This window comes from Nesterenkonia sp. YGD6, from assembly GCF_022565895.1.
Lineage (GTDB): Bacteria > Actinomycetota > Actinomycetes > Actinomycetales > Micrococcaceae > Nesterenkonia.
The window spans coordinates 369,060-391,615 of the sequence record NZ_JAJOYY010000003.1 but is presented as its reverse complement, the minus strand read 5'-3'; the positions used below and the strand labels follow the sequence as shown (position 1 = coordinate 391,615).

The window sequence follows — 22,556 nt, the reverse complement described above, 5'->3', positions numbered from 1 at the left end:
ACCCCTTCCGTCATCACTGTGTGATGGTATGGCAGGTGTGTGTAGTTTAATAGTGTTGTTGTGAGTTTAGGTTTACAGCATCTTCAGTACCCCTGTTGCGGGTGTCAGGTCTTGGTGATCTGGTGCGTGTGGTGGTGTGGGAAGTGGTGTTGTTCTAGAGTTACGGCGGTCATAGCGTGGGGGAAACGCCCGGTCCCATCCCGAACCCGGAAGCTAAGGCCCACTGCGCCGATGGTACTGCACACTGGAGTGTGTGGGAGAGTAGGTCGCCGCCGGACACTATTTGGTAGAGAGGGTTCAAGCCCGGTCCCCTTCGGGGGACCGGGCTTGACCTGTATCCAGGGATGTTTCAGCTGTTTTGCTCGGTGGACACGTTCCTGGCTAAGATGAAGATCTGTGTGCGGGAAGCCGATGGTTTCCAGAGTGCAGGACTACGGGGTGTGGCGCAGCTTGGTAGCGCGCGTCGTTCGGGACGACGAGGTCGCAGGTTCAAATCCTGTCACCCCGACCATGTCGGCTGAGGGCCGTTGACCTACAGAGATGTAGGAGCAGCGGCCCTTCTTGCTGTCTGATTCCCCTCTGAGGGCGGGCCACGAGATGTTGCCCGGCCAGCCGAAATTCGGCAGCTCAGACCTCAGCCAGGTGTCGATCGCCTCCACTCAGGTCGAGCCCGAGTCGTGGCCGGTGATCGGAGGGTCGACCTGCGGCCCTTGGCCGCTGTTCCACGCCTGGTTAGCCTATTCATATGGAGGCTCGACGAGGCGTCGCCACCTACCTGTTGGTGAGTTTCGGGTGGACGTGGTTGCTATGGATCGGGGGGTGGTGGCTCGGGGATGTCCGTGCGGCACCGGTCACCCCGCAGATGACGCTCGTCGATGTCTGGGCCATGATCGGTGCGGCCGGATTCCTTCCGCAGCTCCTCTTCGCTCTGGGCGTCTTCGGACCGCTGCTCGGTTATCTGGCAGTCGGCCGGTACCGGCCCTTCTGGGGGCGGCCGACTCCTGAGACCGTCTTCCTGGCGACGGCCGTACCCGTCGTCACAGCAGTGCCTGCGTTCGTGGTCACCATGGCTTCGGGCATTGCTGTGGCGGATGTCTCCGCGAGCGCCGCGGTTGGGGCTGTCGGCGTCTATTTCGTCTCCAACCTCCTGACCAGCGGGACCGAGGAGTTCGGCTGGCGTGGGTTCCTGCACCCCGTGCTCCGGGAGCACGACGCCACCTTCTGGGGCGCCGCCTGGAAGGGCGGCCTCGTCTGGGCCGTGTGGCACTACCCGCTGATGGTGATGCTGTACTGGCAGCTTGGTCCGGTCATGGTGCTCACCATCGGCGGGTTCACCGCGAGCATCGTCGCAATGGCATGGATCACAGCGTTGGTCTATGAGCGCAGCAACTCCCTCGCCCTCGCCGCGCTCCTGCATGGTCTGAACAACACGGCCGGGTTCGCCCTGGTGCTGTTGTTTCCGGGGACTCCGTTCACCGTAGTGAGTGCCGTGATGGCGTGGTTCGTCGTCGCAGTGCTGGAGCGACGCTATCGAGTCGATGCGCAGCCGTCCTCCCAGGGTGGATCACCGTCCAGCACGTAGGCCCAGCACAGCCCCAGCCCCTGACCCGATCCGAGCGCGCGTCGGTGTTCCGGTCTTGACCTGACTGGCTCTGTCCCAGGCCAAAGACCGGTGGCCAACTCTTCCGTCACGGTAGACAATGGGTGTCAGGCCGGTCCGGCCATGAGCCGCTGGACTGCCCGCCCGGCTTCCTGATCGCGGAGGGGTCCGCTGACGCGGGCCCCTAGGTGGCCGAGACCCGAGAACTACATACGAATGTGCCGATTCGGCTCGGGCACAGAACAACAGGAGGGCGATATGTCATCGAACGCCAGGACCTTGCTCAAGGGGAAGCAGGTGCTGACTCGTGCTGAGCTGGCAGACTTCCTGAATGTCCTCGCAGACCAGATCCGGGAAGGGGATATCGACCTGTCTCTCGATGGTCAGCGGGTGCGCATCCGAGCGGAAGAGCAGATAGGCCTTTCCGTCGAGGTCAAAGACACGCCCAAGTCAGGCCACGTCAAGCGGGAGCTGGAGCTGGAGATGTGGTGGTCCCTCGCTGAGCGCCAGGGATCTCCTTCGTCCGGTGTCCAGGATTCCAGCGACTAGCGCTCGGTGCCCCAGCACCACGGCATCCGGCGCAGCTCAGGCGGCCCGACATGGACTCCTCGGTAAGCGTACCCATGAGTCCCAAGCTGACTACGTCTCCGGGGCTGGCGCCGCATGGCAGGTGCGACGCGTTCCGGCAGATCTCAGACCCCAACTGACCGCTGGTCGAGAATCAGTATGGCGTTCTTCCAGAAGCAGATCTCCATCGGGAAGGGGTCCCGCCTCGGTGTTCAGAGTCTGTCCATCACCGCGATATATCCTGTACTGATACTCAGCAGCATGAGCAGGAGGTCGTCATCGGCTCTGAACTCTCGCGCGGCGAACATCAGGGCACCGACGCCCAGCGCCGTACGCATCTCGCCCTTCCCCTGCTTGCCTTCCTGCTCGGGTTCGGTCTCATGCTGCTCATCATGCTCCCCAACCTCTGGGCGATCCTGGCCGGAACCATGGTAGGCGGTGCGGCCGCCGCAGGGACATACGGCGCCGTCGTCGGCCGTGCGCAGAGCCGTCTGCGCCGATCCGTGCGGCTCAATGATGACCAGCAGCGGCTGCAGGACGAACTGGCCGCGATCAGCGCCACGGTGCGCAGCCGGTCAGCGCAGCTGCCGCCCTCGACCCAGGGTCAGCTGCGAATGATGGTGGTCGGGCTTGAGGAGATCGTGGAGCGCTGGGACGCCTTGTCCCGGTACCCGGCTCACCAGGATGCCGTGAATCGGACCATCCACCGGCACCTTCCGCGCACCCTGGAGCTGTTCCTGGCCCTGCCCGACAACGAGAAGCCGCGCCACGCGGCGGAGTTCAAGGCGCAGATCGGTCTGCTGGCCGAGGGAGTGGCCAAGACCCGCGACACCCTGGTGTCCAAGAACCTGCAGGCGCTGCAGACCAACCGATGGCTCATCGAAGAGTCCATGACGGACCCCGATGAGAAGCTCTTCCGCGACAGCGGCCTGTAGGTTCGTCGGTGACGACCCAACGCCCGTCTCGAGTCTGCGACTCTTCGCCCCTGATTCCGTGAGGAGCTATCACCCTTGGCACTCTCCCTGGAGCTGATCACCAGGACGGCGCGATCGTTGCTGATCCAGTACGGCCTCCAGGACGTGTCCATGCGTCGCCTGGCCAAGGAGCTCGACGTCGCCCCGGGCGCCCTCTACTATCACGTGCCCAGCAAACAAGAGCTGCTGCGCACGGTGGCCCACGAGATCCTGACGCCGCTGCGCACCGAGTCCGGTGACGCCTTGCAGCTCATGCTGCGGTTCCGGGAACTCGTGCTGCCGCTGCGCGACGTGGGCGATCTGCTGCTGCTGGCCTACGCGCTCGATGCCAGCCTGCCGCCGGCCCAGCTGCTGCCTGAACGGCTCGTCACGGCGGGATGGCCGCGGGACGAGGCAAGGGACACGACCGCTGTGGTGATGCGTTTCGCGCTGGGGGCGGTGGCCACCGAGCAGAACCAGGCTCTGCTTGAACGCCCCGCCACCGCCACCGCCACTGCAACCGCCGCCGGCCAGGCCCCGGACGCACCGCAGGCCATGGAGGCAGAACGTATCTACCTCCATGGCCTGCAGAGACTGCTGATCAGACCAGTCTGATCAGACCGAACCGATCAGGGCATCAGCTCGTAGGCCGGCAGGGTGAGGAAGTCGATGTACTCCTCGTCCAGGACCAGGGCGCGCACGATGCCGGCCGCGGGCTCGAAGTACTTGGAGAAGGTGTCCGCGTCGGTGATCTCCCCACGCAGGCGCTCCACCTCTTCATCGAGCAGCCGTGTGACCAGGTCGGGGGTCACCTTCACCCCGGTATCGGCAGTGATCGTGCCGTTGTGGATCTGCTGCCAGACCTGGGAGCGGGAGATCTCGGCCGTCGCGGCGTCCTCCATCAGGTTGTGGATCGCCACGGCACCGTTGCCGGAGAGCCAGATGGCGGTGTAGTAGACCGCGACGTAGAGGTTCATCCGCACCCCGGCCTCGGTGACGTCACCCTCCGCGGCGGCGACGTCGAGCAGGTCCGCCGCCGAGACGTCCACGTCGTCGCGCTGGCGGGCCAGCTGGTTCGGCTGGTCTTTCAGCACCGCGTCGAACTCGTCACGGCAGAGGTCCACCAGATCGGGGTGGGCGACCCAGGAGCCGTCGAAACCGTCAGCGGCCTCACGGGACTTGTCGTCGCGGACCTTCTCGATGGCCTTGGCGGTGACCTCGGGTTCGCGCCGGTTCGGGATGAAGGCTGCCATCCCGCCCATGGCGAAGGCGCCGCGCTTGTGGCAGGTCTTCACCAGCAGCTCGGTATAGGCCCGCATGAAGGGCTGCGTCATGGACACCTGCGCGCGATCCGGGAGGACGAACTTCTCGCCCGAGGCGCGGAAGTACTTGATCATCGAGAACAGGTAGTCCCAGCGTCCGGCATTGAGCCCGGAGGCGTGATCACGCAGCTCATAGAGGATCTCATCCATGTGGAACGCGGCGGGCAGCGTCTCGATGAGGACCGTGGCGCGGATGGTGCCATGGGGGATGCCGAGCTTCTCCTCGGCGAAGCTGAAGACCTCATCCCAGAGCCGGGCTTCCTTATAGTGCTCCAGCTTCGGCAGGTAGTAGAAGGGGCCGCGGCCCTGTTCGGTGAGGGTCTTCGCGTTGTGGAAGAAGTGCAGTCCGAAGTCCACCAGGGCGCCGATGGCAGGCGTGCCGTCGAGCTGGAGGTGCTTCTCCGGCAGGTGCCAGCCGCGCGGCCGCACGACCACGGTCGGCAGTGTGATGTCATCGCGCAGGCTGTACTGTTTGCCCTCCGGCGAGGTGAACTCGAGGGTTCCTGATGCGGCGCCGGCGAGGTTGCGCTGAGCGTCGATCACGTTGAACCAGTTCGGTGCCAGCGCATCTTCAAGGCAGGCCAGCCAGACCTTGGCGCCGGAGTTCAGCGCGTTGATGGCCATCTTGGCAGGGGCTGGCGGACCCGTGATCTCCACCCGGCGATCCTGCAGCGCGGCCGGGTGCTCGGCGACGCTCCAGTCCGATTCGCGCACCTGTGCGGTCTCGGCCGGGAAGTCCACGGTGCCGGAGCTCGCCGCCTGGGCCTGCGCGGTGCGCCGGTCCTCGAGGAGCTCGTTGCGGGTTCCTGCGAACCGGGTGTGGAGCTCTTCGAGAAACGCCAGGGCCTCATCGGTGAGGATCGCCTCGGTGCCCGGGACCTCGTAGGGGGCGTGGATGGTGATGCTCATGCGCTGCTCCTTTGCAGGGATGAAAAAACTGTGTCGCCGAAAAACAGCGACGCGGGTGCTCTCGCTCACACCATTCTTGGCATAGAGTTCGCATCATGGAAGCCAATGTCCGCAATGCGGACTCTCAGCGGGTGCAGGTCGTGGAGCGCGCCTTCAATCTGCTCAATGTGCTGGCCGGCCTGGGCGGGTCCGCGACGGCCGGGGAGTTGAAGGCCGCCACGGGTCTCGCCGGGCCCACGGTGCACCGGCTCCTGCACACGCTGATGGGTGTGGGGGTGGTCCATCAGCTCAGCGACAGGCGCTACGCGCTGGGTGCGAACCTGGTGCCGCTGGGGGAGTCCGCCACCCGGCAGCTCGGCGGACCCGCTGTGCCGCAGATGCAGGCACTGGTGTCGGAGCTCGGTGAGAGCGTGAATCTGGCGGCCATGGAATCGGAGATGATCGTCTACATCGGGCAGGTCCCCTCGCCGCACACGATGCGGATGTTCACCGAGGTGGGGCGCCGAGCGCACCTGCACTCCACCGGAGTGGGCAAGGCGCTGCTGGCCGGGATGGACCCGGTGCGGGTGCGCGAGATCCTCGCCGCCACCGGCATGCCTTCGCTGACCGAGAAGACGCTGACCCGCCCGCATGCGCTGCTGGAGCAGCTGCCGCGGATCGCCGCCCAGGGCTACGCCCTCGACGACGAGGAGCAGGAGATGGGAGTGCGCTGCCTCGCCGTCGTCGTCCCGCACGGACCCTCACCCATGGGACTCTCCGTCTCCGGGCCCACCGGACGGATGCACGACAGCTTCGTCCGGCACGCGGTGCCGCTGATGCGCCGCACCGCGGTGGAGATCGGCCGCCGGATGAGCCGGCTCAGCCCTCGCCACGGTTGAGCCGGTCCAGCTGATCGATCACGTCCCCGGGAGGATTGATCATCAGCGTGGCCTCGTCGCGCAGGCCTTTGAGCTCCTCGTCGATGAAGGAGGGAAGTGCCTGGTCCAGGCTGATATCGCGGTGCTCCCGCTCGGAGAGCCGCCAGCGGTGATCGATGAGCTGGTGCATGATCTCGGCCGGCTCCAGCTTGTTGCGCAGCTCCTTGGGGATCTGGGAGATCATCGGCTCGAAGACCTGCTGGGTCCACATGTGGGCCGCCACCGCCTCGTCCCCATGCGGGTCGGTCTGGGCCCGGTAGGCGTCGATCGCGCCGAGAAGCCGCCGGGCCTGGTTCTCCTGGACGTCGAGTCCGGTCAGGTTCATCAGTCGCCGCTGGTGGTGGCCGGGGTCGACCACCTTCGGGCGGAGCAGGAGCTTGGAATCCTCACGCATGGTGCGGATGTCATACTCCTCGACGTCGAAGCCCAGCTCGTTGAGCCTCCGGATCCGCTCCTCGATGAGCCACTGCTGGTCCGGGTTGAAGGCGGTGTCACCGGTGAGCTCCTGCCACAGTCCGCGGTAGGCGTCGATGAACTGGTGCGAGGTGGCGATCGGATCCACGTCCTCGTCCACCATGCCGCCCTCCATCAGGTCCATGAGCTCCCCGGCGATGTTCACCTGGGCCACGTCGAGGTCGTGCTCGCGCTGACCGGTGGAGAGCTTCGGGTGGATCTCACCGGTCTCGGCGTCCACCAGGTAGGCGGCGAAGGCACCGGCGTCGCGCCGGAAGAGCGTGTTGGACAGGGAGACGTCGCCCCAGTAGAAGCCGATCAGGTGCAGCTCCACCATCAGCAGCGCCTGCGCGTGGATCAGCCGCCGCAGCGTCTCCTTGCGCATCATCTGGTTGAACACCGCCCGGTAGGGCAGGGAGAAGCGCAGGTGCCGGGTGACCAGGGCAGGAGAGAGCTCTTCGCCCTCCGGGGTGGTGCGGCCGGTGACCTCGGCCACGGGCTTCACGCAGGGGGCCCCGAGCTTGCCCAGCTGACGCAGCATCCGGTACTCGTGCCGTGCGGCCCGCTCAGAGGTCTCCTTGACCGCGATCACCGATCCACCCAGGTAGGCGAAGCGCACGATGTGCCGGGAGATGCCGCGCGGCAGGGCGGCGATGATGTCCTCGGGCCACTCCTCCAGCGGCAGATGCCAGGGAAGGTCCAGCAGCTCCTGAGGAATGGTTCCTGAGGCGGTGAGTCCGAGACCGGGGATGGTCATCATGGGCAGTCCTTAGGGTGTCGGGCGGGTGTCCGAGCGGGAGGTGCTGCGTCGCTGCGCGATGAGGCGCAGCACCGCGGCGAGATCTCTCGGCTCGGCGATCCGGTGGCCGGCCGCGGTCTCGCCGTCGCCCACCTTGATGCCGATGTCTTCGCCGTCGAGGACCGCGAAGCCGTGTTCATCGGTGACATCGTCACCGGCGAAGAGGACCGCGTCAGGGGCGGTGTGCTCCCGCAGCTCGGTGATCCCCTCGCCCTTGGTGGCCAGGACGACGACGGACTCCAGCACCTTCTTGCCGTTCTTCAGGTAGGCGCCGTCGACCAGCGACAACGCTGCCCGGCCGTGTTCGAGGACCCGTTCACCCAGTTCATCTCCTGCCACCTTGCGCACGTGCAGGGCGGCACCGGCGGGCTTGTGCTCCACCCAGGCGCCCTCGGCGTCGGCGGCCACCTCCTCGAGGGTGGAGATGATCTGTTCGCGGGCCATCGTCTCGGTGGTGTTCAGCTCCAGTCCTGGGGCATCCTCGCCGAGGTCCTTCTCCGCGCCGTGGGAGCCGATCAGCAGCGCGCCGTGGGGCGGCTTGGCCAGCTCGCGCAGCGACTCCAGCGACCGCCCGGAGACGTAGGCGATGTCCACGCCCTCCATCTCTGCCAGGGCTGCGATGGCCGCGGCGTTCTCCGGGACCGGCCGTGCGGCGGCGGCGTGGGAGACCAGCTCGGCCACGCATCCGTCGAAGTCCAGGGCGATGAGGATCTTGGGGAGATCGGCGAATCGCTCCAGGGCGATGCTCAGCGACTGCTCCATGTTCAGCGACGCCTCCATGCTCAGCCCTTCACGATCGCGGAGCCGGTGAGCTCGCCCAGACGGTCCAGGAAGTCAGTCGCCCAGCGCCGCACGTCGTGGTGGACCACCTGGCGGCGCAGATTCTCCATCCGTGCGCTGGCGTCGTCGCTGTCCATGGTGGTCGCGCGCAGGATGGCGGCCTTGAGCTCCTCGACGTCATGGGGGTTGATCAGCAGCGCCTGGCGCAGCTGATCGGCGGCGCCGGTGAACTCCGAGAGCACCAGCACGCCGTCGTCGCCGCGCCGTGCCGCCACATATTCCTTGGCCACCAGGTTCATCCCGTCGCGCAGCGCGGTCACCAGCATCACGTCGGCGGCCATGTAGAGCGCCACCATCTCCTCGACCGGGTAGGAGTGGTGGAGGTAGCGGATGGCCGGGTGGGAGAGCGTGTCGAACTCGCCGCTGATCCGGCCCACGGTCTGTTCGATCTCCTCCTTGAGCAGGCGGTAGCTCTCCACCCCCTCACGGGAGGGGCTCGCCACCTGGACCATGCAGACCTGGCCCACGGTCAGCGACCCGTTCTGCAGCAGCTCTTCGTAGGCCTTCATCCGGTGCCGGATGCCCTTGGTGTAGTCCAGTCGATCCACCCCGAGCAGCACGGTCTCCGGGTTGCCCAGCTCCTCGCGGATCTCCTGGGAGCGAGCGATGATGTCCTCGCGCTTGGCCAGCGCGGTGATGGTCGCGGTGTCGATGGAGATCGGGAACTCCTTGGCCTCCACCAGGCGGGCGACCCCCGCCGGCGGGGCCGAGTTCACCCGCACCGCGGTGCCACGGTCAGCATCGGCGTTGAATCCGACCAGCGGGGAGCCATGATCCGGGGCGTTGGTCTGCAGCGGCACGTGGATCGTCGCGTCCTCCACGTAGTAGCCCATCCGGTTGTGCACCGCGCGGCGGAAGTTCGAGGCGTCGGAGGCGCGCTGGAAGCCGATCAGGTCCGCCCCGAGCAGTCCGCGCAGCACCGAGTGGCGCCAGGGCAGCTGTGCGAAGAGCCCCGGGGGAGGGAACGGGATGTGGTTGAAGAAGCCGATGGTCAGATCGGGGCGCAGGTCGCGCAGCATCGCGGGCACCAGCTGCAGCTGGTAGTCCTGGACCCAGACGGTGGCCTTGTGGGCGGCGACCTCGGCGGTGTGCTCGGCGAAGCGCTGGTTGACCCGGCGGTAGGCCTCGAACCAGTGCCGGTGGAAATCCGGACGAGCGATCACGTCGTGGTAGAGCGGCCAGAGCGTGCCGTTGGAGAATCCTTCGTAATAATCTTCGATGTCATCGCCGGTCAGCGGCACCGGAACCAGATGCATGTCGCCGTGGTCGAAGGGCTCCAGGACGTCGTCGGCAGCGCCGTGCCAACCGACCCAGGCGCCTTCTGAGCTCTCCATCAGCGGAGCCAGGGCAGTGACCAGGCCGCCGGGGGAGCGCTCCCAGCCGGTGGTCCCATCCTCGTTCGTGACGTGATTGACGGCCAGACGGTTGGCCACCACCACGAAGTCATAGCCGTTGCCGTTCTCGATATTCTCTGGCACGAGACACACCTTTCATGCGTAGCTGCAGACACCCCCTGGCGACAGCGGAGCCATCGTCATGAGCCTATACCCTGGTATCCGGCCTGAGCCTGACCCTGTATCTTGAGCACTGCCGGATCCCGATCACGGCACGATCACGACATCAGCCACACACCGATCACTGTCCAGGCACGCCGGGACAGTCATGATCCACATCAGTCACCGGAGAAGACCATGGCTCGCAGCTCAGAATCCCCTCGCAGCGCCAATGCGCGCGAACAGGCCCGCAAGATGCAGCAGGAGCAGGAGCGTAAGCAGAAGCTCACCTCGGTGCTGCTGCGCGTAGGCGTCGTCGTGGTGGCGCTCGCCGTCGTCGTGGGACTGACCATCTTCGTGCTCAACCGTGATGACTCCGGGGCGGCGCCCAGCGAGGGCCCGGCCCCCGCGGCCGCCAACGAGCAGGGCGGATTCGTGCTGAGCTCCTCCACCGAGCTCGCCGAGGGCGACGACCTCGGCCAGATCGACGCATCCAACGTCGAGGACCCCGATTCCGAGCTGCCTCCCGGGGTTGCTGAGCGTGAAGCTGGCGAAGCTCCGCACATCATCATCTACACCGACGCCTACTGCATCCACTGCGCCAACTTCGAAGCCGAGCACTCGGCGCAGATGGGCGAGTGGCTCGACGAGGGTCTGGTCACCGTGGAGTACCGCTCGGTCGCCTACCTCTCCTCCTCCACGAACTACCCCGCTCGTGCGGCCAACGCCTTCGCCTGCATGGCGGAGGAGTCCCCGGAGAGCTACTCCGAGTACCTCGGAGCGGTCACCGCCAACCGGGTCAACAACGATGAGATGTCCAACGACCAGCTCACCCAGCTGGCCGACGAGACCTTCGGCGCTGACATCGGTGAATGCATCGAGGACGGCACCTACCGCGCCTTCGCCAGCTACACCACCCGCCACGCCCAGGCCGCCGGCATCGAAGGCACCCCGAGCGTGTACGTGGACGAAGTCTCCTGGGCCGACTCCGAGCGTCCGTTCCGCGAACTGGTCGATGAGCACATCGAGGAATACCAGTCCGAAAGCTGATGTTGAGGAACTGATACCATCAGTGACTGGCGCCCTGCATGGCAGGGCGCTGCGCCTCCTTAGCTCAGCTGGTAGAGCAGCTGTCTTGTAAACAGCAGGTCGTCGGTTCGAACCCGGCAGGGGGCTCTTTCAACCCCAGAGTGGTATCACCCCAGTGGTGACCCGCTCTGGGGTTCTTTAGTGTTCTATGGAGGATCCGTGCCCGCTTCACCGAATCATGTCCCATCGCAGGTGAAGGCTCCAGGTGCGGCTCCCACACCTCCGCACGACGACGGCCGGCTGCCCTCGGCCGACAAGCTCACCATCGGTGCGCTGCTGGTCTCCACCTTCGTGATGATCCTCAACGAGACCCTGATGAACGTCGCGCTGCAGCCGCTCATGGAAGAGTTCCAGGTCACCGAGCCGACGATCCAGTGGCTCACCACGGCGTTCATGCTGACCCTGGCCACCGTGATTCCGATCACCGGATTCCTGATGCAGCGCTACAGCCTGCGTGCGGTCTTCACCGCCGCGATGGGCCTCTTCATCCTCGGCACCGCGCTCGCGGCCGCCGCCCCGGGCTTCGAGGTTCTGCTGGCGGGCCGGGTGGTCCAGGCCAGCGGCACCGCGATCATGCTGCCGCTGATGATGACCACCGTGCTCACCCTGGTGCCGCTGCGCCGCCGCGGCGTGGTCATGGGCAACATCTCGATCGTGATCTCGGTGGCTCCGGCGACCGGGCCGGCGCTCTCGGGTCTGATCCTGCATCTCGCCGACTGGCGCTGGCTCTTCCTGGTGATCCTGCCCATCGCGGTGATGGCGCTGTTCCTGGGCCGGCCGCGGCTGAACAAGGACCCCGGCACGGCGGGCAAGCGGCTCTCCATCCCCTCGCTGCTGCTCGCAGTCCCCGGCTTCGGCGGCGTGGTCTACGGGATCAGCCAGATCGGCGGCGGACACGGCACCCAGGAGGTCTCCGCGGACGCGGCTCCGAGCGTGGACCCGCTGGCCATCGGGGTCCTCGTGGTCGGCGTGCTCTGCCTGATCTCCTTCGCGCTGCTCCAGGTGAAGCTGCAGAAGACCGACTCAGCCCTGCTGAACCTGAAGCCCTTCGCCTTCACCATGTACACCCGTGCCCTGGGCATGATGCTGCTGATGATGATCGCGCTCTTCGGCGCGCTGATCCTGCTGCCGCTGTTCCTGCAGACCATCCGCGGACTGGACACGCTGCAGACCGGTCTGATCATGCTTCCGGGCGGTCTGCTGATGGCGCTGATGGCGCCCTTCGTGGGGCGCCTCTACGACCGGGTCGGACCGAAGCCGCTGGTGATCCCGGGTGCCTCGATCCTGATCGTCGCGCTGTTCTGCATGAGTCTGCTGTCCCCGACCACCCCGGTGGCCATGGTGCTGGGTCTGCACCTGCTGCTCTCCTCCGGCCTGGCGCTGCTTTTCACCCCGGCCTTCACCACGGCGCTGAACCCGCTGCCCAAGGCGCTGTACTCCCACGGCACCGCCGCGCTGAACACGCTGCAGCAGCTGGCCGCCGCGATCGGCACGGCCGCACTGGTGGCGGCCGTCGGACTGGGCACCGCCGCCGCGGTGAACTCCGGGATGAACCCCGACGACGCCGCGGTCGAGGGCTTCCGCGTGGCCTTCCGGCTCGCTGCGGTGCTGAGCATCGGCACGCTGATCCTCGCCACGACCCTGCGGGCGACCCCCGCGGCCGAGGGTCAGGGCTCCGAGGCTGGCGATGTTGAGGCGGCCGGCACCGGCGCTGCGGACAGCGAAGCTGCCGACGCCGACGACACCGGCATCGAGGATCGCGCGCAGGCAGGGTCCAGCACCCAGGCCTGAGCCCTTCCCGTTCCTGGCGTCCCAGGGCCACGACGAGCCCCCGTCCGGCCTGCACCTGCAGGCGGGAGGGGGGCTCGCCGCGTCTCCCGCCCCGAGGCGGCCGCGTGGCGCGCCCGGGTCACCCCAGGGCGCGGATCCCGGCAGCCGCTGCCGCCCCGACCAGCACCACCAGGATGAACGGGGCGCGCAGCAGCAGCGCCACGGCGGCGGCCAGCAGTGCGCCGAGCCGGGCGTCGATGGTCACCGACTGCTCGGCGGAGAAGGTGTTCATCGCCACCAGAGCGGCGAGCAGCCCGATGGTGAGCATCGCCGAGACCCGCCCCACGGCGGGATGCTTCAGCCAGCTCTGCGGCACCAGATAGCCCAGCAGCTTGGTGGCGTACACGGCGGCGCAGGCCGCCAGGACCCAGAACCACAGGCTCATGCGCGGACCCCCTTCGACGCCAGTCCCCACACCACGGCGACGACGGCGGCGGCCAGCACCGGGACCCCGGGTGCCAGCAGCGGCATCGTGACCGTGGTGACCAGGGCCGCCAGCACCGCCAGCGCCCAGGCGTCCAGGGACTTCAGCCGCGGCCACAGCAGGCCGAGGAAGGCGGCGACCACGGCGCCGTCGAGCCCCAGCGCCTCGGGCTCGGCGATCACATCACCGAGCAGCGCGCCGAGCACGGTGGCGAGGTTCCAGAAGAGATAGCAGGCGATGCCCGCGCCCCAGAAGCCGCGACGCTGCTCCACCGGATCCGGGGCGGACATCGCCACCGCCGCGGACTCATCGATGGTCACCTGGGCCGCAGCCAGCCGCTTGAATCCCCGCGGATTCAGCAGCGCCTTCATCTGCACCGCATAGATCGTGTTGCGCCCGCTGAGCAGCGTGGCCGCGCCCAGCGCCGCCGCCCCGGTGCCGCCCGAGGCCAGAATGCCGATGAAGGCGAACTGGGAGGCGCCGCTGAAGAGCAGCGCGGAGAGCGCCACGGTCTGCCACAGCGTCATTCCCGCCGCCGTGGAGAGCGCCCCGAAGGAGACGCCGTAGAGCGAGATCGCGGCGGCGATGGACAGGCCCGTCCGCAGCGCGGGGGAGCGGCGCAGCGGGACGGGCGGGGAGGTGCTCACAGGCGGATAAGGGGCTGACACGCCACACAGTCTAAGGAATAGTGCAGGCGCGCAGACGTTGTGAGGAGAGAACCGTCCGGAGCACGCACACCCGGCGGACCCCGATTCGAGCAGGCACCCCCTGATCGCGAAGGAGCATCCCATGGCTGAATCTCAGCGCGTCGTCATCATCGGCGGACACGGCAAGATCGCACTGCTGGCAGCACCGAAGCTGGTCGCCGCCGGCTTCACCGTCGAATCCCTGATCCGGGATCCCGACCAGGCCCAGGACATCACCGACGCAGGCGCCACGCCGCGGGTCCTCGACATCGAGTCCGCCAGCTCCGCAGAGCTGGGGCAGGCGTTCGCCGGCGCGCACGCCGTCGTCTTCGCCGCCGGTGCCGGCGGCGGGAACCCAGCCCGGACCAAGGCGGTGGACCATGAGGCCGCGGTGCGCAGCATGGATGCCGCCGCCGAGGCGGGCGTCTCCCGCTACGTGATGGTCTCCTACGCCCGCAGCGAGACCGACATCAACACGGTGGACCCGACGAGCTCGTTCTACCCCTACGCGCTGGCCAAGCACCAGGCCGACAGGCACCTGCGCGGCACCAGCCTGGACTACACCATCCTGGGTCCCGGCTCGCTGACCCTGGAGCCGGCCAGCGCGAAGATCACGGTGCTCGATCCGGCCACCGCGGGCGAGACCATGTCCGCCGAGGGCGCCTCCGTGGACACCTCCCGGGAGAACGTCGCCGAGGTCATCACCGAGACCCTGCGCAGCGGCTCCGCGGTGCGCGCCACGGTGAACTTCCTCGACGGCGAGACCCCCATCCCGGAGGCGCTGGCGTCGGTTTCGTCCTGAGTCTGAACAGGTGGTAACCTTCTGAGGCACGTGAACGCGGGATTCCGCGCGCAGGTGCCTCAGGATCTGTAGCTCAGTTGGTTAGAGCGCTCGCCTCACACGCGAGAGGTCGATGGTTCGAGTCCATTCAGATCCACTTTCTTCGCCTGTACTCCAGGCACCATCATTCACACACCCCTCAAGGCCCCGGCATCTGCCAGGGTCCTTTTGTGGTTATGTTGCTTGCGAGGAGGGTTCGTGGCACTCGAACACGTTGAACGGCATCCCACAAGAGGCTACGTCGCCGAGGCGATCGACCCCGTGCGCACCGAGCCCAACGCCGACGTCACCAACATCCCGGTGGTCCACTCCACCCAGGAGATCCTCGACGAGACCCCCACCGGGTTCGTCCAGACGCTGCGCAGCTCCTTCGCCTCCTCCTGGCACGCCTCCGCCGAAGCCGAGGCCGCGCTGGAGTGGGAGGAATACGACGCCGAGGCGGTGGCACGTGCCGCGGAGCAGCACGAGAACGAAGCGGCCCGGCACGAATACGTCGCGGACCCCAGTTTCGAGCAGTCCTACACCACCCCGCACGGCGCGACAGCGCCCACGGACCACTACGCCTTCCCCGTCACCGGGGACTGGCACCAGACCGATGCGCTGGGCCCGCAGATCCCGACCGGCCCGCAGGAGACGACGACCTCCTGGGCCCAGCGCGACGAGCATGCGCAGGGACCGGACTCCTCGGGTCTGATCAACCTGCCGCACGGCGCGCCGGGCGCACCGCTGCGGCAATCACCGGTGAGCCAATCTCCGCGGCGCCCCGCCGTGCCGCGGCCTTCCTGGTTCAAGTCCCGGCTGGGCGGCTCGGCTCGCCGCGACCCCGACTTCGACCCCGGGGTCTTCGACCGCAGGCCCCGCTCACCCCAGGTGCTGCGACGCATCATGCAGGCTGAGCGCGCGGCGACCGGCACCGTGCCGATCATCGACCGGCTCGCCGGCACCCCGTTCGAGAACCCGTACCAGGCCGAAGCGCACGTCGAGACCGACGAGCTGGCCACGATCGCCTTCGTGCTGGACCTCGGCGAGGCCCTGTTCCGCTACGGAGCCGGCGCGCTCGAGGTCGAGACCTCGATCATCGCAGTCACCGCGGCGTTCGGCATGAAGAACACCGACGCCGACATCACCAACCAGTCGATCAGCCTCAACTGGGCGCCTGACGGAAAGATCCCCTACTCGCGGGTGCGGGTGGTGCGGTCATGGTCGAACAACTTCCGAGCGCTCGCCTCGGTGCACCAGCTGGTCACCGACATCATCGCCGGTCGCCTCACCCGCGGCGACGCCGAGGAGCGGCTTCGCGAGATCATCCGCGAGCCCAAGCCCTACCCGCGCTGGATGGTGACGATCTGCGGGGCGATCTTCGCCAGCTTCTTCGCGGCGTTCCTCGGGGCTCCGCTGCTGGACGCCTCGCTCGGCTTCGCCGCAACCATCCTCGTGCTCTGGACCGTCCGGCTGCTCGCCACCCGGCGAGTCCCGGAGTTCTTCTGCCTGGCCGCCGGCGGGTTCGTCGCGACCTCCTTCGCCATGGGGGCCTTCGCGATGGACATGCCGATCCGTCCCTCCATGGTGGTGGCCGGCGGGCTGATGATCCTGCTGCCCTCCGCGCGGATCGTCTCGGCCATCCAGGACGGGATCAACGGATTCCCGATCACCGCGGCCGGTCGTCTGATGTCCACCATGATCGCCTTCGCCGGCATGACCGCCGGGATCATGGCCGCCGTGACGATCGCGAATCTGCTCGGCGCTCCGGAGGTCGAGGTGGCGGTGGGTCTGACTCGGATGTATCACCCGACCGTGCTGGTGGCGCTGGTGTTCTTGGCGGCGATGGCCGCAGCCGTCGTCGAACAGGCGAGCTGGCGGATGCTGCTGCCCATCGGTGCGGTCTCCGCGCTGGGATTCTGCGCCTTCTACGCCGCAGAGATCATCGGCCTGGGCGAACGCGTCACCCCGGTCTTCGGCGCCGTGGTGGTCGGGGCGCTGGGCCGGGTCCTCGCCCTGCGCATGGGGTCGCCTCAGCTGGTCGTGGCCGTGCCCGCGATGATGTTCATGCTGCCCGGGCTGATGGTCTTCCGCGGGATGTATCAGATCGCCATCGAATCCACGACCGTCCATATGATGGACGGGCTCACCGAGCTGTTCAACGCGCTGATCATCATCATGGCGATCGCCTCCGGGATCGTGCTCGGCGACGTGCTGATGAGACCGTTCACCGCAGGACTGCAGTCCCACGAGCGATCGCGCACCCGACGCCGCTGACCGGCCTGCGCTCGCGGACCTCGCGGACCTCGCGGCGCTGCTCGGTGCTGCGCCGGGGTCAGCCGTCGGGGTTCAGTCGCCAGTCCACCGGGTCTTCGCCGAGCCGGCGCAGCGCCTCATTCGCCTGTGAGAACGGTCGGGAGCCGAAGAACCCGCGTCGCGCTGAGAGCGGTGAGGGATGGGGGCTTGTGATGACCGCGGTGTGCTCGCCGGAATCGAGCACCGGCGCCAGCTTGCGCGCGTCGGCGCCCCAGAGGATCGAGACCAGGGGAGTGCCCCGATCCACCAGCGCGCGCAGCGCCGCCTCGGTGATCTGCTCCCAGCCGATGCCGCGATGCGAGGCCGGTGAACCCGCGCTGACCGTGAGCACCCGGTTGAGCATCAGCACCCCCTGCCGGGCCCATGCGGTGAGATCGCCGTGGGGACTCTTCGGGATCCCGAGGTCCGATTCGAGCTCGGTGAAGATGTTCCCGAGGCTGCGGGGCAGCGGACGCACCGCGGGGTCCACCGCGAAGGACATGCCTATGGCATGTCCCGGGGTCGGGTAGGGGTCCTGACCCAGAATCAGCACCTTCACCGCGTCGAAGGGCTGACGGAAGCCGCGCAGCACCAGCTCTGGGGAAGGCAGCACCTGCTCCCCGGCGTCACGGCGGCGGGCCAGCTCCTCGCGGACGGTCTCCAAGTGGGCGGACTCGCCGGCCAGGGCACGTTGCCAGCCCGTTTCCAGCGGAGCGATCAGTTCAGTCTCAGGTGTCATCGCCTCCACCATAGACAGCTCAGCCGATTGAACACACCGTCGAGCCCACGAGGGCCGATATTCCTGCAATGCGCGCTGCCCAGCCGTAGGATGACGGTGAGATGATCACTGAACAGCAGAAGAAGATGCTCGACCTGGAGCGCCAGTGGTGGAAGTACGCGGGCGCGAAGGACGAGGCCATCACCGATGCGCTCCAGATGTCAGCCGTGGCGTACTACCAGGCGCTGAATCTGCTGATCGACACGGAGGCGGCGCTGGCCCACGACCCGATGCTGGTGAAACGCCTGCGCCGGCAGCGGGATGCCCGGCACCGCGCCCGCGCGACCCGCCGCTGACGCAAGGTCGAGATCAGCAGCACCGAGCATCGCCCCCGCACTTTGAGGACAGGACCTATGAGCCAGCACCCGCACGACGAGTTCGACGACGTCCCCCCGTATCAGACCGGGGAGGCCGGCAAGCATCGGGCTCCAGGCGCAGCCGGAACGGGCGGGGCCGGTGGCAGCGGCCTGCGCTGGATCGGGCTCTTGGCTGGATTCGTGCTGCTCGTCGGGGCCTTCGCCTACTTCATCGTGCCGATGCTCTCCGACTCGGACCCGGACAGCACCGCCGATGATCAGGATGCGGCGGTGTCCGAATCCGAGGACGAATCCGAGGACGACGCCGAGGACGACGCCGAGGCCGATGACGGCGCCGAGGGCGATGCGGACCAGACGGAGGAGCCCGCCGGGCCACAGCCGGCCAGCGACACCGAGACCCCGGTCCAGGTGGCCAACTACCAGGGCGCCGAGGGTGGCGCGACGGCGATGGGCGCCGAGCTCGAGGAGCTCGACTACAACGTGGTCTGGCAGGGCGACTGGGGCTTCGAGGAACGCGCCGAGACTCCGGCCGTGGTCTACCCAGCAGGCTCCGGAGACGCAGAGCAGGCCATCGCCGAGGAGCTTGCCGAGAGCTTCGGGGTCGACACCGTCGAAGAGCACGACCAGGCCAGCTTCGTCACCCTGATCATCGGGGACGAGTACGAGGGCTGAGCCCGCTCAGAGACCGTGCTCCGAAGGGGTGGCGCTCGCTCGTCCCGGCCTCCCAGGTCAGGCGAAGGCGGAGACTCCGGTCAGCTCACGACCGGCGATCAGCAGGTTGATGCCATGGGAGCCCTCGTAGGTATAGATCGCCTCGATGTCTCCTGCGATCTTGGCTGCTTCGTGATCGCTCAGTATGCCGTTCCCACCGAAGATCTCCCGCGCGGCGGCGGCGGACTCTCGTGCCAGCCGGGTCAGCGTCGCCTTGCCCAGGGACGCGTGCATCATGGTCAGCTCGCGGTCACTCTGCAGCCGGGTGAGCTCGGCCATGAAGGAGGTCGAGACCGCGAGGTTTCCGGCGACCTTGGCCAGAGCGGCCTGGACGAGCTGGAAAGACGCCAAGGGTGCACCGAACTGGTCGCGCCTCTTCGCATAGTCCCGTGCGATGTCCAGCAGGGCCTGCTGGGCGCCGACGGCCTGCCACCCCACCCATGCCCGTGAGCTTCGCAGTCCGGTGTTCGTGGCGGTGAACGAGGTCGCCCCTGGCAGCAGGGCGTCCTGCGGCAGGGTGACATCAAGTTCGATGTCGGCGTTCGGCATGATGCGCAGTCCGGTCTTGTGGGTGATCTTTCGGGCCTGGTATCCCGCACACGATGTGGGCACCAGAAAGCCTTTGACCTGCCCGTCAGCGGTGTCTCGCGCCCACACCAGGGCGACGTCGGCCACCGTGCCCATGCCGATCCAACGCTTGGACCCCTGGATGCGCCACTGTCCGCCGCGCAGAGTCGCCGACGTGGCCAGTCCGCCGGCCACGTCGGAGCCGTGCTCAGGCTCGGTGAGGCAGAAGGCGCCGAAGGCCCGCAGCCGGCGCAGGGCCGGAAGCCATTCCTCACGCTGACGCTCCGAACCCAGGGCTTGGATCATGCCGACGATGAGCTCATTGTGGATGCCGATGACCGCAGAGATCGAGACGTCGGCGCGTGCCAGCGCGGTGTGGGCAAGGCCGCGGAGCAGCGGTGAGGAACCGTCGAGGTGCAGTTCGCCGAGTCCGATGCTGCCCAGCCCTGCAAGCATGTCGAGCGGAAGGCGATCGTCGTTCCACGGTTCGAGGGACTGGCGTCGAATGTTGCGCTGCGCGTACTCGTCGATGACGTTCAGCCGGTCACGTTCTGCCGGACCGAGGTGGCGGGCCAGGTGCATCAGATCAGGGTCTTCGGAAATGGGGTCTGCGGCAGCGTGGGCGTCCTGCTTGGTCATCGAGGTCTCCTTGTCATCCGGCGGATCCGGGGCTGGGTGGGCGGGCCGCCATGTCACTGCACGTAAAACTGCAGCTTTACCAACTATATGACTTCCAAGTATATTCTAGAGTGACCAGAATCACACAGACCTCGAGGAGGAGCGCCATGACAGTGACCGAAGAGTTTCGCGCAGCTCGGGACCAGCTCGTCGGTGCCCAGCAGGACTGGGAGCGCGCGCGCCGGGATTTCCGCTGGCCTCGGTTCACGCATTTCAACTTCGGCTTCGACTGGTTCGATCAGGTGGCGAAGAGCCCCGAACGATCGGGTCAGGACGCGCTGGTGATCATGGAAGAAGATGGGTCTCGGCTCACCCGCACCTTCGCGCAGCTGCGCGAAGACTCCAATCGAGTGGCCAACTGGCTGACCAGCATCGGGGTGAGGCGAGGCGACCGCATCATCCTGATCCTCGGCAACCAGGTCGAGCTGTGGGAGACGATGCTCGGCGCGATCAAGCTCGGTGCTGTGCTGATCCCCACCACGACTCAGATGGGCCCACACGACCTGCAGGACCGAGTCGGTCGGGCCGAAGCGAGCTGGATCGTCGGAGATTCCGAGACGCTGCGGAAGTTCACGCAGGTCGAGGGTGACTATGCGCTCATCCACGTGCCCGGCGTGTACGCCGATCGGCAGGCAGCGGTGCGGCCTGAGCTGTCGGGCCGCACCGTCCACTCGTACCAGGAGGCCTACGCGGCCTCACCGGAGTTGGAGCAGGTCGTGCCGACTGCCGCTGATGAGACGATGCTGCTGTACTTCACCTCCGGCACGACGTCGAAGCCGAAGCTGGTCGAGCATACGCACACCTCGTACCCGGTGGGGCACCTCTCAACCCTGTACTGGATCGGGCTCGAGCCCGGCGATGTGCATCTGAACGTCTCTTCGCCGGGCTGGGCCAAGCACGCGTGGTCGAACTTCTTCGCGCCGTGGATCGCGGAGGCGACCATCTTCCTGTACAACTTCAGCAAGTTCGACGCCGCGGCGCTGATGCGGTCCATCGACGACGCCGGGGTCACGAGCTTCTGCGCCCCGCCCACGGTCTGGCGGATGCTCATCAAGGCGGACCTCGCGCAGCTGAAGAATCCACCGCGCGTCACGGTCTCGGCCGGAGAGCCGTTGAACCCGGAGGTCATCGAACAGGTCCAGCGGGCGTGGGGGTGCACGATCCGCGATGGCTTCGGACAGACCGAGTCCTCGCTGCAGATCGCCAACACTCCGGGCCGGCGGGTGAAGTTCGGCGCCATGGGTGTCCCGCTGCCGGGATTCGACGTCGCCCTGATCGACCCGGTGTCGGGTGAGGAGGCCGAGGAGGGGGAGATCTGTCTCGCCCTCGACCCGAGGCCGGTCGGTCTGATGAAGGGCTATTACGGCGCGGAGGAGAAGAACGCCGAGGTCTTCCGCGATGGCTACTACCACACGGGGGACATCGCCTCCCGTGACGGCAACGGCGTCATCACCTACGTGGGACGGGCCGATGACGTCTTCAAGTCCAGCGACTACAAGGTCTCACCGTTCGAGTTGGAATCCGTGCTCATCGAGCACCCTGCCGTGGTGGAAGCCGCGATCGTGTCCGCACCGGATGAGCTGCGGCTGGCGGTTCCCAAGGCGTACGTGACGCTGGCCTCCGGGTGGGAGCCGAACGAGGCCACCGCGGCGGAGATCCTCCAGTTCGCGCTGAACAAGCTGGCGCCCTATAAACGGATCCGGCGCATCGAGTTCGCGGAGCTTCCAAAGACGATCTCGGGGAAGATCCGGCGGGTCCAGCTGCGCCAGGCAGAGGAGCGGCGCGCCGAAGCCAGTGAGGGACTGGAGGGATTCGGGGTGGAGTACCGAGAAGCCGATCTGGGACTGAGGCGCCCATGACGCTGCCCGCCTGAGCCAGAGCCGGGGCCACGGTGAGGCCTCAGCCCTCGGCGCAGGTCCGACATCAGATGATTCCCAGATAAACTCCGGTCCATCCCCACAATGGTCGGACCGAGCACGGAAGAGGAGACGCCTACATGCACCCCCCGCTTGCCAAGGACCCGATCGCTGAGATCCAGAAGAACTGGGAGCGGCAGGGATGGACGTCCGCGGCCGCCCCCGCGGCGGCGGTCACCGCAATCATGCGGACGCAGCAGATCCTCTTGGCGCGAGCACGGGACATCCTGAAGCCGTTCAAGCTGACCTTCGCCCGCTATGAGGTGCTCGCGCTGCTGGGGTTCTCCCGAGAAGAGCGGCTGCCGATGAACAAGGCCAGCCAGCTGCTGCAGGTCCATCCGACGTCGATCACCAACGCCGTCGACCGGCTGGAGTCGGCGGGTCTGGTGCGCCGCGAGCCGCATGACTCTGACCGGCGCGCAATGCTCCTGGTGCTCACCCCGGAGGGCAAGCAGGTGGCCGAACAGGCGACCAAGGCGCTCAATGAGCAGCTCTTTGAGCGCACCGGGTTCGAGTCGCAGGAGATCGACCAGCTGAACACCATCTTGGCGAACTTCCGCCAGCGAGCGGGCGACTTCCCGTCCTGAACCGC

21 protein-coding genes, 3 tRNA genes and 1 rRNA gene are annotated in these 22,556 nt (G+C 67.3%); 17 read left to right on the top strand and 8 right to left on the bottom strand.

The window, feature by feature from the left end:
* The first annotated feature begins 161 nt into the window (after positions 1-161).
* The 6 genes from rrf to LTI14_RS07110 all read left to right on the top strand — a co-directional run bounded on the left by rrf (position 162) and on the right by LTI14_RS07110 (position 3,735).
* A 5S ribosomal RNA gene (rrf, locus tag LTI14_RS07135) occupies positions 162-278 on the top strand.
* 156 nt (positions 279-434) lie between these two features.
* Positions 435-511, top strand: a tRNA-Pro gene (locus LTI14_RS07130).
* Between the two features lie 234 nt (positions 512-745).
* Positions 746-1,582 (top strand): CPBP family glutamic-type intramembrane protease, encoded by an 837-nt coding sequence (locus tag LTI14_RS07125; RefSeq protein WP_241476132.1) that lies wholly within the window; start codon positions 746-748, stop codon positions 1,580-1,582.
* A 276-nt stretch (positions 1,583-1,858) separates the two neighbouring features.
* Entirely contained in the window at positions 1,859-2,149 is a 291-nt protein-coding gene (locus tag LTI14_RS07120) for an amphi-Trp domain-containing protein (RefSeq protein WP_241476131.1), read from the top strand.
* A 410-nt stretch (positions 2,150-2,559) separates the two neighbouring features.
* Positions 2,560-3,102, top strand: a complete 543-nt coding sequence (locus LTI14_RS07115) for a hypothetical protein (RefSeq protein ID WP_241465550.1) — start codon at positions 2,560-2,562, stop codon at positions 3,100-3,102.
* A gap of 75 nt (positions 3,103-3,177) precedes the next feature.
* Positions 3,178-3,735 carry a TetR/AcrR family transcriptional regulator gene (locus LTI14_RS07110; protein WP_241476130.1) on the top strand — a complete coding sequence of 186 codons (558 nt, stop codon included), beginning with the start codon at positions 3,178-3,180 and terminating at the stop codon, positions 3,733-3,735.
* A 14-nt stretch (positions 3,736-3,749) separates the two neighbouring features.
* Here LTI14_RS07110 and aceB read toward each other — a convergent pair whose 3' ends face one another.
* Complete coding sequence (gene aceB / locus LTI14_RS07105) at positions 3,750-5,351, bottom strand: malate synthase A (RefSeq protein ID WP_241465548.1); 1,602 nt, start codon at positions 5,349-5,351, stop codon at positions 3,750-3,752.
* 95 nt (positions 5,352-5,446) lie between these two features.
* Here aceB and LTI14_RS07100 point away from each other — a divergent pair, with 95 nt between their 5' ends.
* Positions 5,447-6,229, top strand: a complete 783-nt coding sequence (locus LTI14_RS07100) for an IclR family transcriptional regulator (RefSeq protein WP_241465547.1) — start codon at positions 5,447-5,449, stop codon at positions 6,227-6,229.
* Here the strand turns inward: LTI14_RS07100 and LTI14_RS07095 are convergent.
* From LTI14_RS07095 to LTI14_RS07085, 3 genes are read right to left on the bottom strand one after another with little or no spacing between them, the layout of a single operon-like run.
* Positions 6,210-7,481: a DUF4032 domain-containing protein gene (locus LTI14_RS07095; protein ID WP_241465546.1), complete on the bottom strand. Its 1,272-nt coding sequence runs from the start codon at positions 7,479-7,481 to the stop codon at positions 6,210-6,212. The two genes, LTI14_RS07100 and LTI14_RS07095, sit on opposite strands and share 20 nt — an antisense overlap.
* A 9-nt stretch (positions 7,482-7,490) precedes the next feature.
* The gene (otsB, locus tag LTI14_RS07090; protein ID WP_241465545.1) at positions 7,491-8,300 is read right to left on the bottom strand and encodes a trehalose-phosphatase; all 810 of its coding nucleotides are present in this window, start codon (positions 8,298-8,300) and stop codon (positions 7,491-7,493) included.
* 2 nt (positions 8,301-8,302) lie between these two features.
* Positions 8,303-9,838: an alpha,alpha-trehalose-phosphate synthase (UDP-forming) gene (locus LTI14_RS07085; protein WP_241476129.1), complete on the bottom strand. Its 1,536-nt coding sequence runs from the start codon at positions 9,836-9,838 to the stop codon at positions 8,303-8,305.
* Positions 9,839-10,051: 213 nt separating this feature from the next.
* Between LTI14_RS07085 and LTI14_RS07080 the strand changes: the two genes are divergently transcribed.
* From LTI14_RS07080 to LTI14_RS07070, 3 genes are all read left to right on the top strand, one after another.
* Entirely contained in the window at positions 10,052-10,903 is an 852-nt protein-coding gene (locus LTI14_RS07080; RefSeq protein ID WP_241465543.1) for a DsbA family protein, read from the top strand.
* 53 nt (positions 10,904-10,956) lie between these two features.
* Positions 10,957-11,029 (top strand) — tRNA-Thr (locus LTI14_RS07075).
* A 72-nt stretch (positions 11,030-11,101) separates the two neighbouring features.
* Positions 11,102-12,733, top strand: coding sequence for an MDR family MFS transporter (locus tag LTI14_RS07070; protein ID WP_241476128.1), 1,632 nt, complete (start codon positions 11,102-11,104; stop codon positions 12,731-12,733).
* 118 nt (positions 12,734-12,851) lie between these two features.
* Here LTI14_RS07070 and LTI14_RS07065 read toward each other — a convergent pair whose 3' ends face one another.
* Positions 12,852-13,157, bottom strand: coding sequence for an AzlD domain-containing protein (locus LTI14_RS07065; protein WP_241465541.1), 306 nt, complete (start codon positions 13,155-13,157; stop codon positions 12,852-12,854).
* Entirely contained in the window at positions 13,154-13,864 is a 711-nt protein-coding gene (locus LTI14_RS07060) for an AzlC family ABC transporter permease (protein WP_241465540.1), read from the bottom strand. The genes LTI14_RS07065 and LTI14_RS07060 overlap by 4 nt, the downstream gene beginning before the upstream one ends.
* 121 nt (positions 13,865-13,985) lie before the next feature.
* Between LTI14_RS07060 and LTI14_RS07055 the strand changes: the two genes are divergently transcribed.
* From LTI14_RS07055 to LTI14_RS07045, 3 genes are all read left to right on the top strand, one after another.
* On the top strand, positions 13,986-14,684 hold the full coding sequence (locus LTI14_RS07055; protein WP_241465539.1) for an NAD(P)H-binding protein: 699 nt from the start codon (positions 13,986-13,988) through the stop codon (positions 14,682-14,684).
* Between the two features lie 62 nt (positions 14,685-14,746).
* Positions 14,747-14,820: transfer RNA gene (locus LTI14_RS07050), tRNA-Val, on the top strand.
* A 101-nt stretch (positions 14,821-14,921) separates the two neighbouring features.
* Positions 14,922-16,979, top strand: a complete 2,058-nt coding sequence (locus LTI14_RS07045; RefSeq protein WP_241476127.1) for a threonine/serine ThrE exporter family protein — start codon at positions 14,922-14,924, stop codon at positions 16,977-16,979.
* 58 nt (positions 16,980-17,037) lie between these two features.
* Here LTI14_RS07045 and LTI14_RS07040 read toward each other — a convergent pair whose 3' ends face one another.
* Complete coding sequence (locus LTI14_RS07040) at positions 17,038-17,736, bottom strand: uracil-DNA glycosylase (protein ID WP_241476126.1); 699 nt, start codon at positions 17,734-17,736, stop codon at positions 17,038-17,040.
* Positions 17,737-17,837: 101 nt separating this feature from the next.
* Between LTI14_RS07040 and LTI14_RS07035 the strand changes: the two genes are divergently transcribed.
* Complete coding sequence (locus LTI14_RS07035) at positions 17,838-18,071, top strand: DUF3263 domain-containing protein (RefSeq protein WP_241465536.1); 234 nt, start codon at positions 17,838-17,840, stop codon at positions 18,069-18,071.
* Positions 18,072-18,128: 57 nt separating this feature from the next.
* Complete coding sequence (locus LTI14_RS07030; RefSeq protein WP_241476125.1) at positions 18,129-18,764, top strand: LytR C-terminal domain-containing protein; 636 nt, start codon at positions 18,129-18,131, stop codon at positions 18,762-18,764.
* A 57-nt stretch (positions 18,765-18,821) separates the two neighbouring features.
* Here the strand turns inward: LTI14_RS07030 and LTI14_RS07025 are convergent, their stop codons facing one another.
* Positions 18,822-20,009 (bottom strand): acyl-CoA dehydrogenase family protein, encoded by a 1,188-nt coding sequence (locus LTI14_RS07025; RefSeq protein WP_241465534.1) that lies wholly within the window; start codon positions 20,007-20,009, stop codon positions 18,822-18,824.
* A 146-nt stretch (positions 20,010-20,155) separates the two neighbouring features.
* Here LTI14_RS07025 and LTI14_RS07020 point away from each other — a divergent pair, with 146 nt between their 5' ends.
* The gene (locus LTI14_RS07020; protein ID WP_241476124.1) at positions 20,156-21,907 is read left to right on the top strand and encodes an AMP-binding protein; all 1,752 of its coding nucleotides are present in this window, start codon (positions 20,156-20,158) and stop codon (positions 21,905-21,907) included.
* A gap of 137 nt (positions 21,908-22,044) precedes the next feature.
* Complete coding sequence (locus LTI14_RS07015) at positions 22,045-22,551, top strand: MarR family winged helix-turn-helix transcriptional regulator (RefSeq protein ID WP_241465532.1); 507 nt, start codon at positions 22,045-22,047, stop codon at positions 22,549-22,551.
* The last annotated feature ends 5 nt before the right edge of the window (positions 22,552-22,556 follow it).

Bases quoted from the DNA above. Each gene is read 5' to 3' on its own strand.
- LTI14_RS07020 (WP_241476124.1), top strand. From the start codon at position 20,156: ATGACAGTGACCGAAGAGTTTCGCGCAGCTCGGGACCAGCTCGTCGGT.
- LTI14_RS07125 (WP_241476132.1), top strand. From the start codon at position 746: ATGGAGGCTCGACGAGGCGTCGCCACCTACCTGTTGGTGAGTTTCGGG.
- LTI14_RS07030 (WP_241476125.1), top strand. From the start codon at position 18,129: ATGAGCCAGCACCCGCACGACGAGTTCGACGACGTCCCCCCGTATCAG.
- aceB (WP_241465548.1), bottom strand. From the start codon at position 5,351: ATGAGCATCACCATCCACGCCCCCTACGAGGTCCCGGGCACCGAGGCG.
- LTI14_RS07015 (WP_241465532.1), top strand. From the start codon at position 22,045: ATGCACCCCCCGCTTGCCAAGGACCCGATCGCTGAGATCCAGAAGAAC.
- LTI14_RS07115 (WP_241465550.1), top strand. From the start codon at position 2,560: ATGCTCCCCAACCTCTGGGCGATCCTGGCCGGAACCATGGTAGGCGGT.
- LTI14_RS07040 (WP_241476126.1), bottom strand. From the start codon at position 17,736: ATGACACCTGAGACTGAACTGATCGCTCCGCTGGAAACGGGCTGGCAA.
- otsB (WP_241465545.1), bottom strand. From the start codon at position 8,300: ATGGAGGCGTCGCTGAACATGGAGCAGTCGCTGAGCATCGCCCTGGAG.
- LTI14_RS07035 (WP_241465536.1), top strand. From the start codon at position 17,838: ATGATCACTGAACAGCAGAAGAAGATGCTCGACCTGGAGCGCCAGTGG.
- LTI14_RS07120 (WP_241476131.1), top strand. From the start codon at position 1,859: ATGTCATCGAACGCCAGGACCTTGCTCAAGGGGAAGCAGGTGCTGACT.
- LTI14_RS07065 (WP_241465541.1), bottom strand. From the start codon at position 13,157: ATGAGCCTGTGGTTCTGGGTCCTGGCGGCCTGCGCCGCCGTGTACGCC.
- LTI14_RS07100 (WP_241465547.1), top strand. From the start codon at position 5,447: ATGGAAGCCAATGTCCGCAATGCGGACTCTCAGCGGGTGCAGGTCGTG.
- LTI14_RS07080 (WP_241465543.1), top strand. From the start codon at position 10,052: ATGGCTCGCAGCTCAGAATCCCCTCGCAGCGCCAATGCGCGCGAACAG.
- LTI14_RS07095 (WP_241465546.1), bottom strand. From the start codon at position 7,481: ATGATGACCATCCCCGGTCTCGGACTCACCGCCTCAGGAACCATTCCT.
- LTI14_RS07025 (WP_241465534.1), bottom strand. From the start codon at position 20,009: ATGACCAAGCAGGACGCCCACGCTGCCGCAGACCCCATTTCCGAAGAC.
- LTI14_RS07055 (WP_241465539.1), top strand. From the start codon at position 13,986: ATGGCTGAATCTCAGCGCGTCGTCATCATCGGCGGACACGGCAAGATC.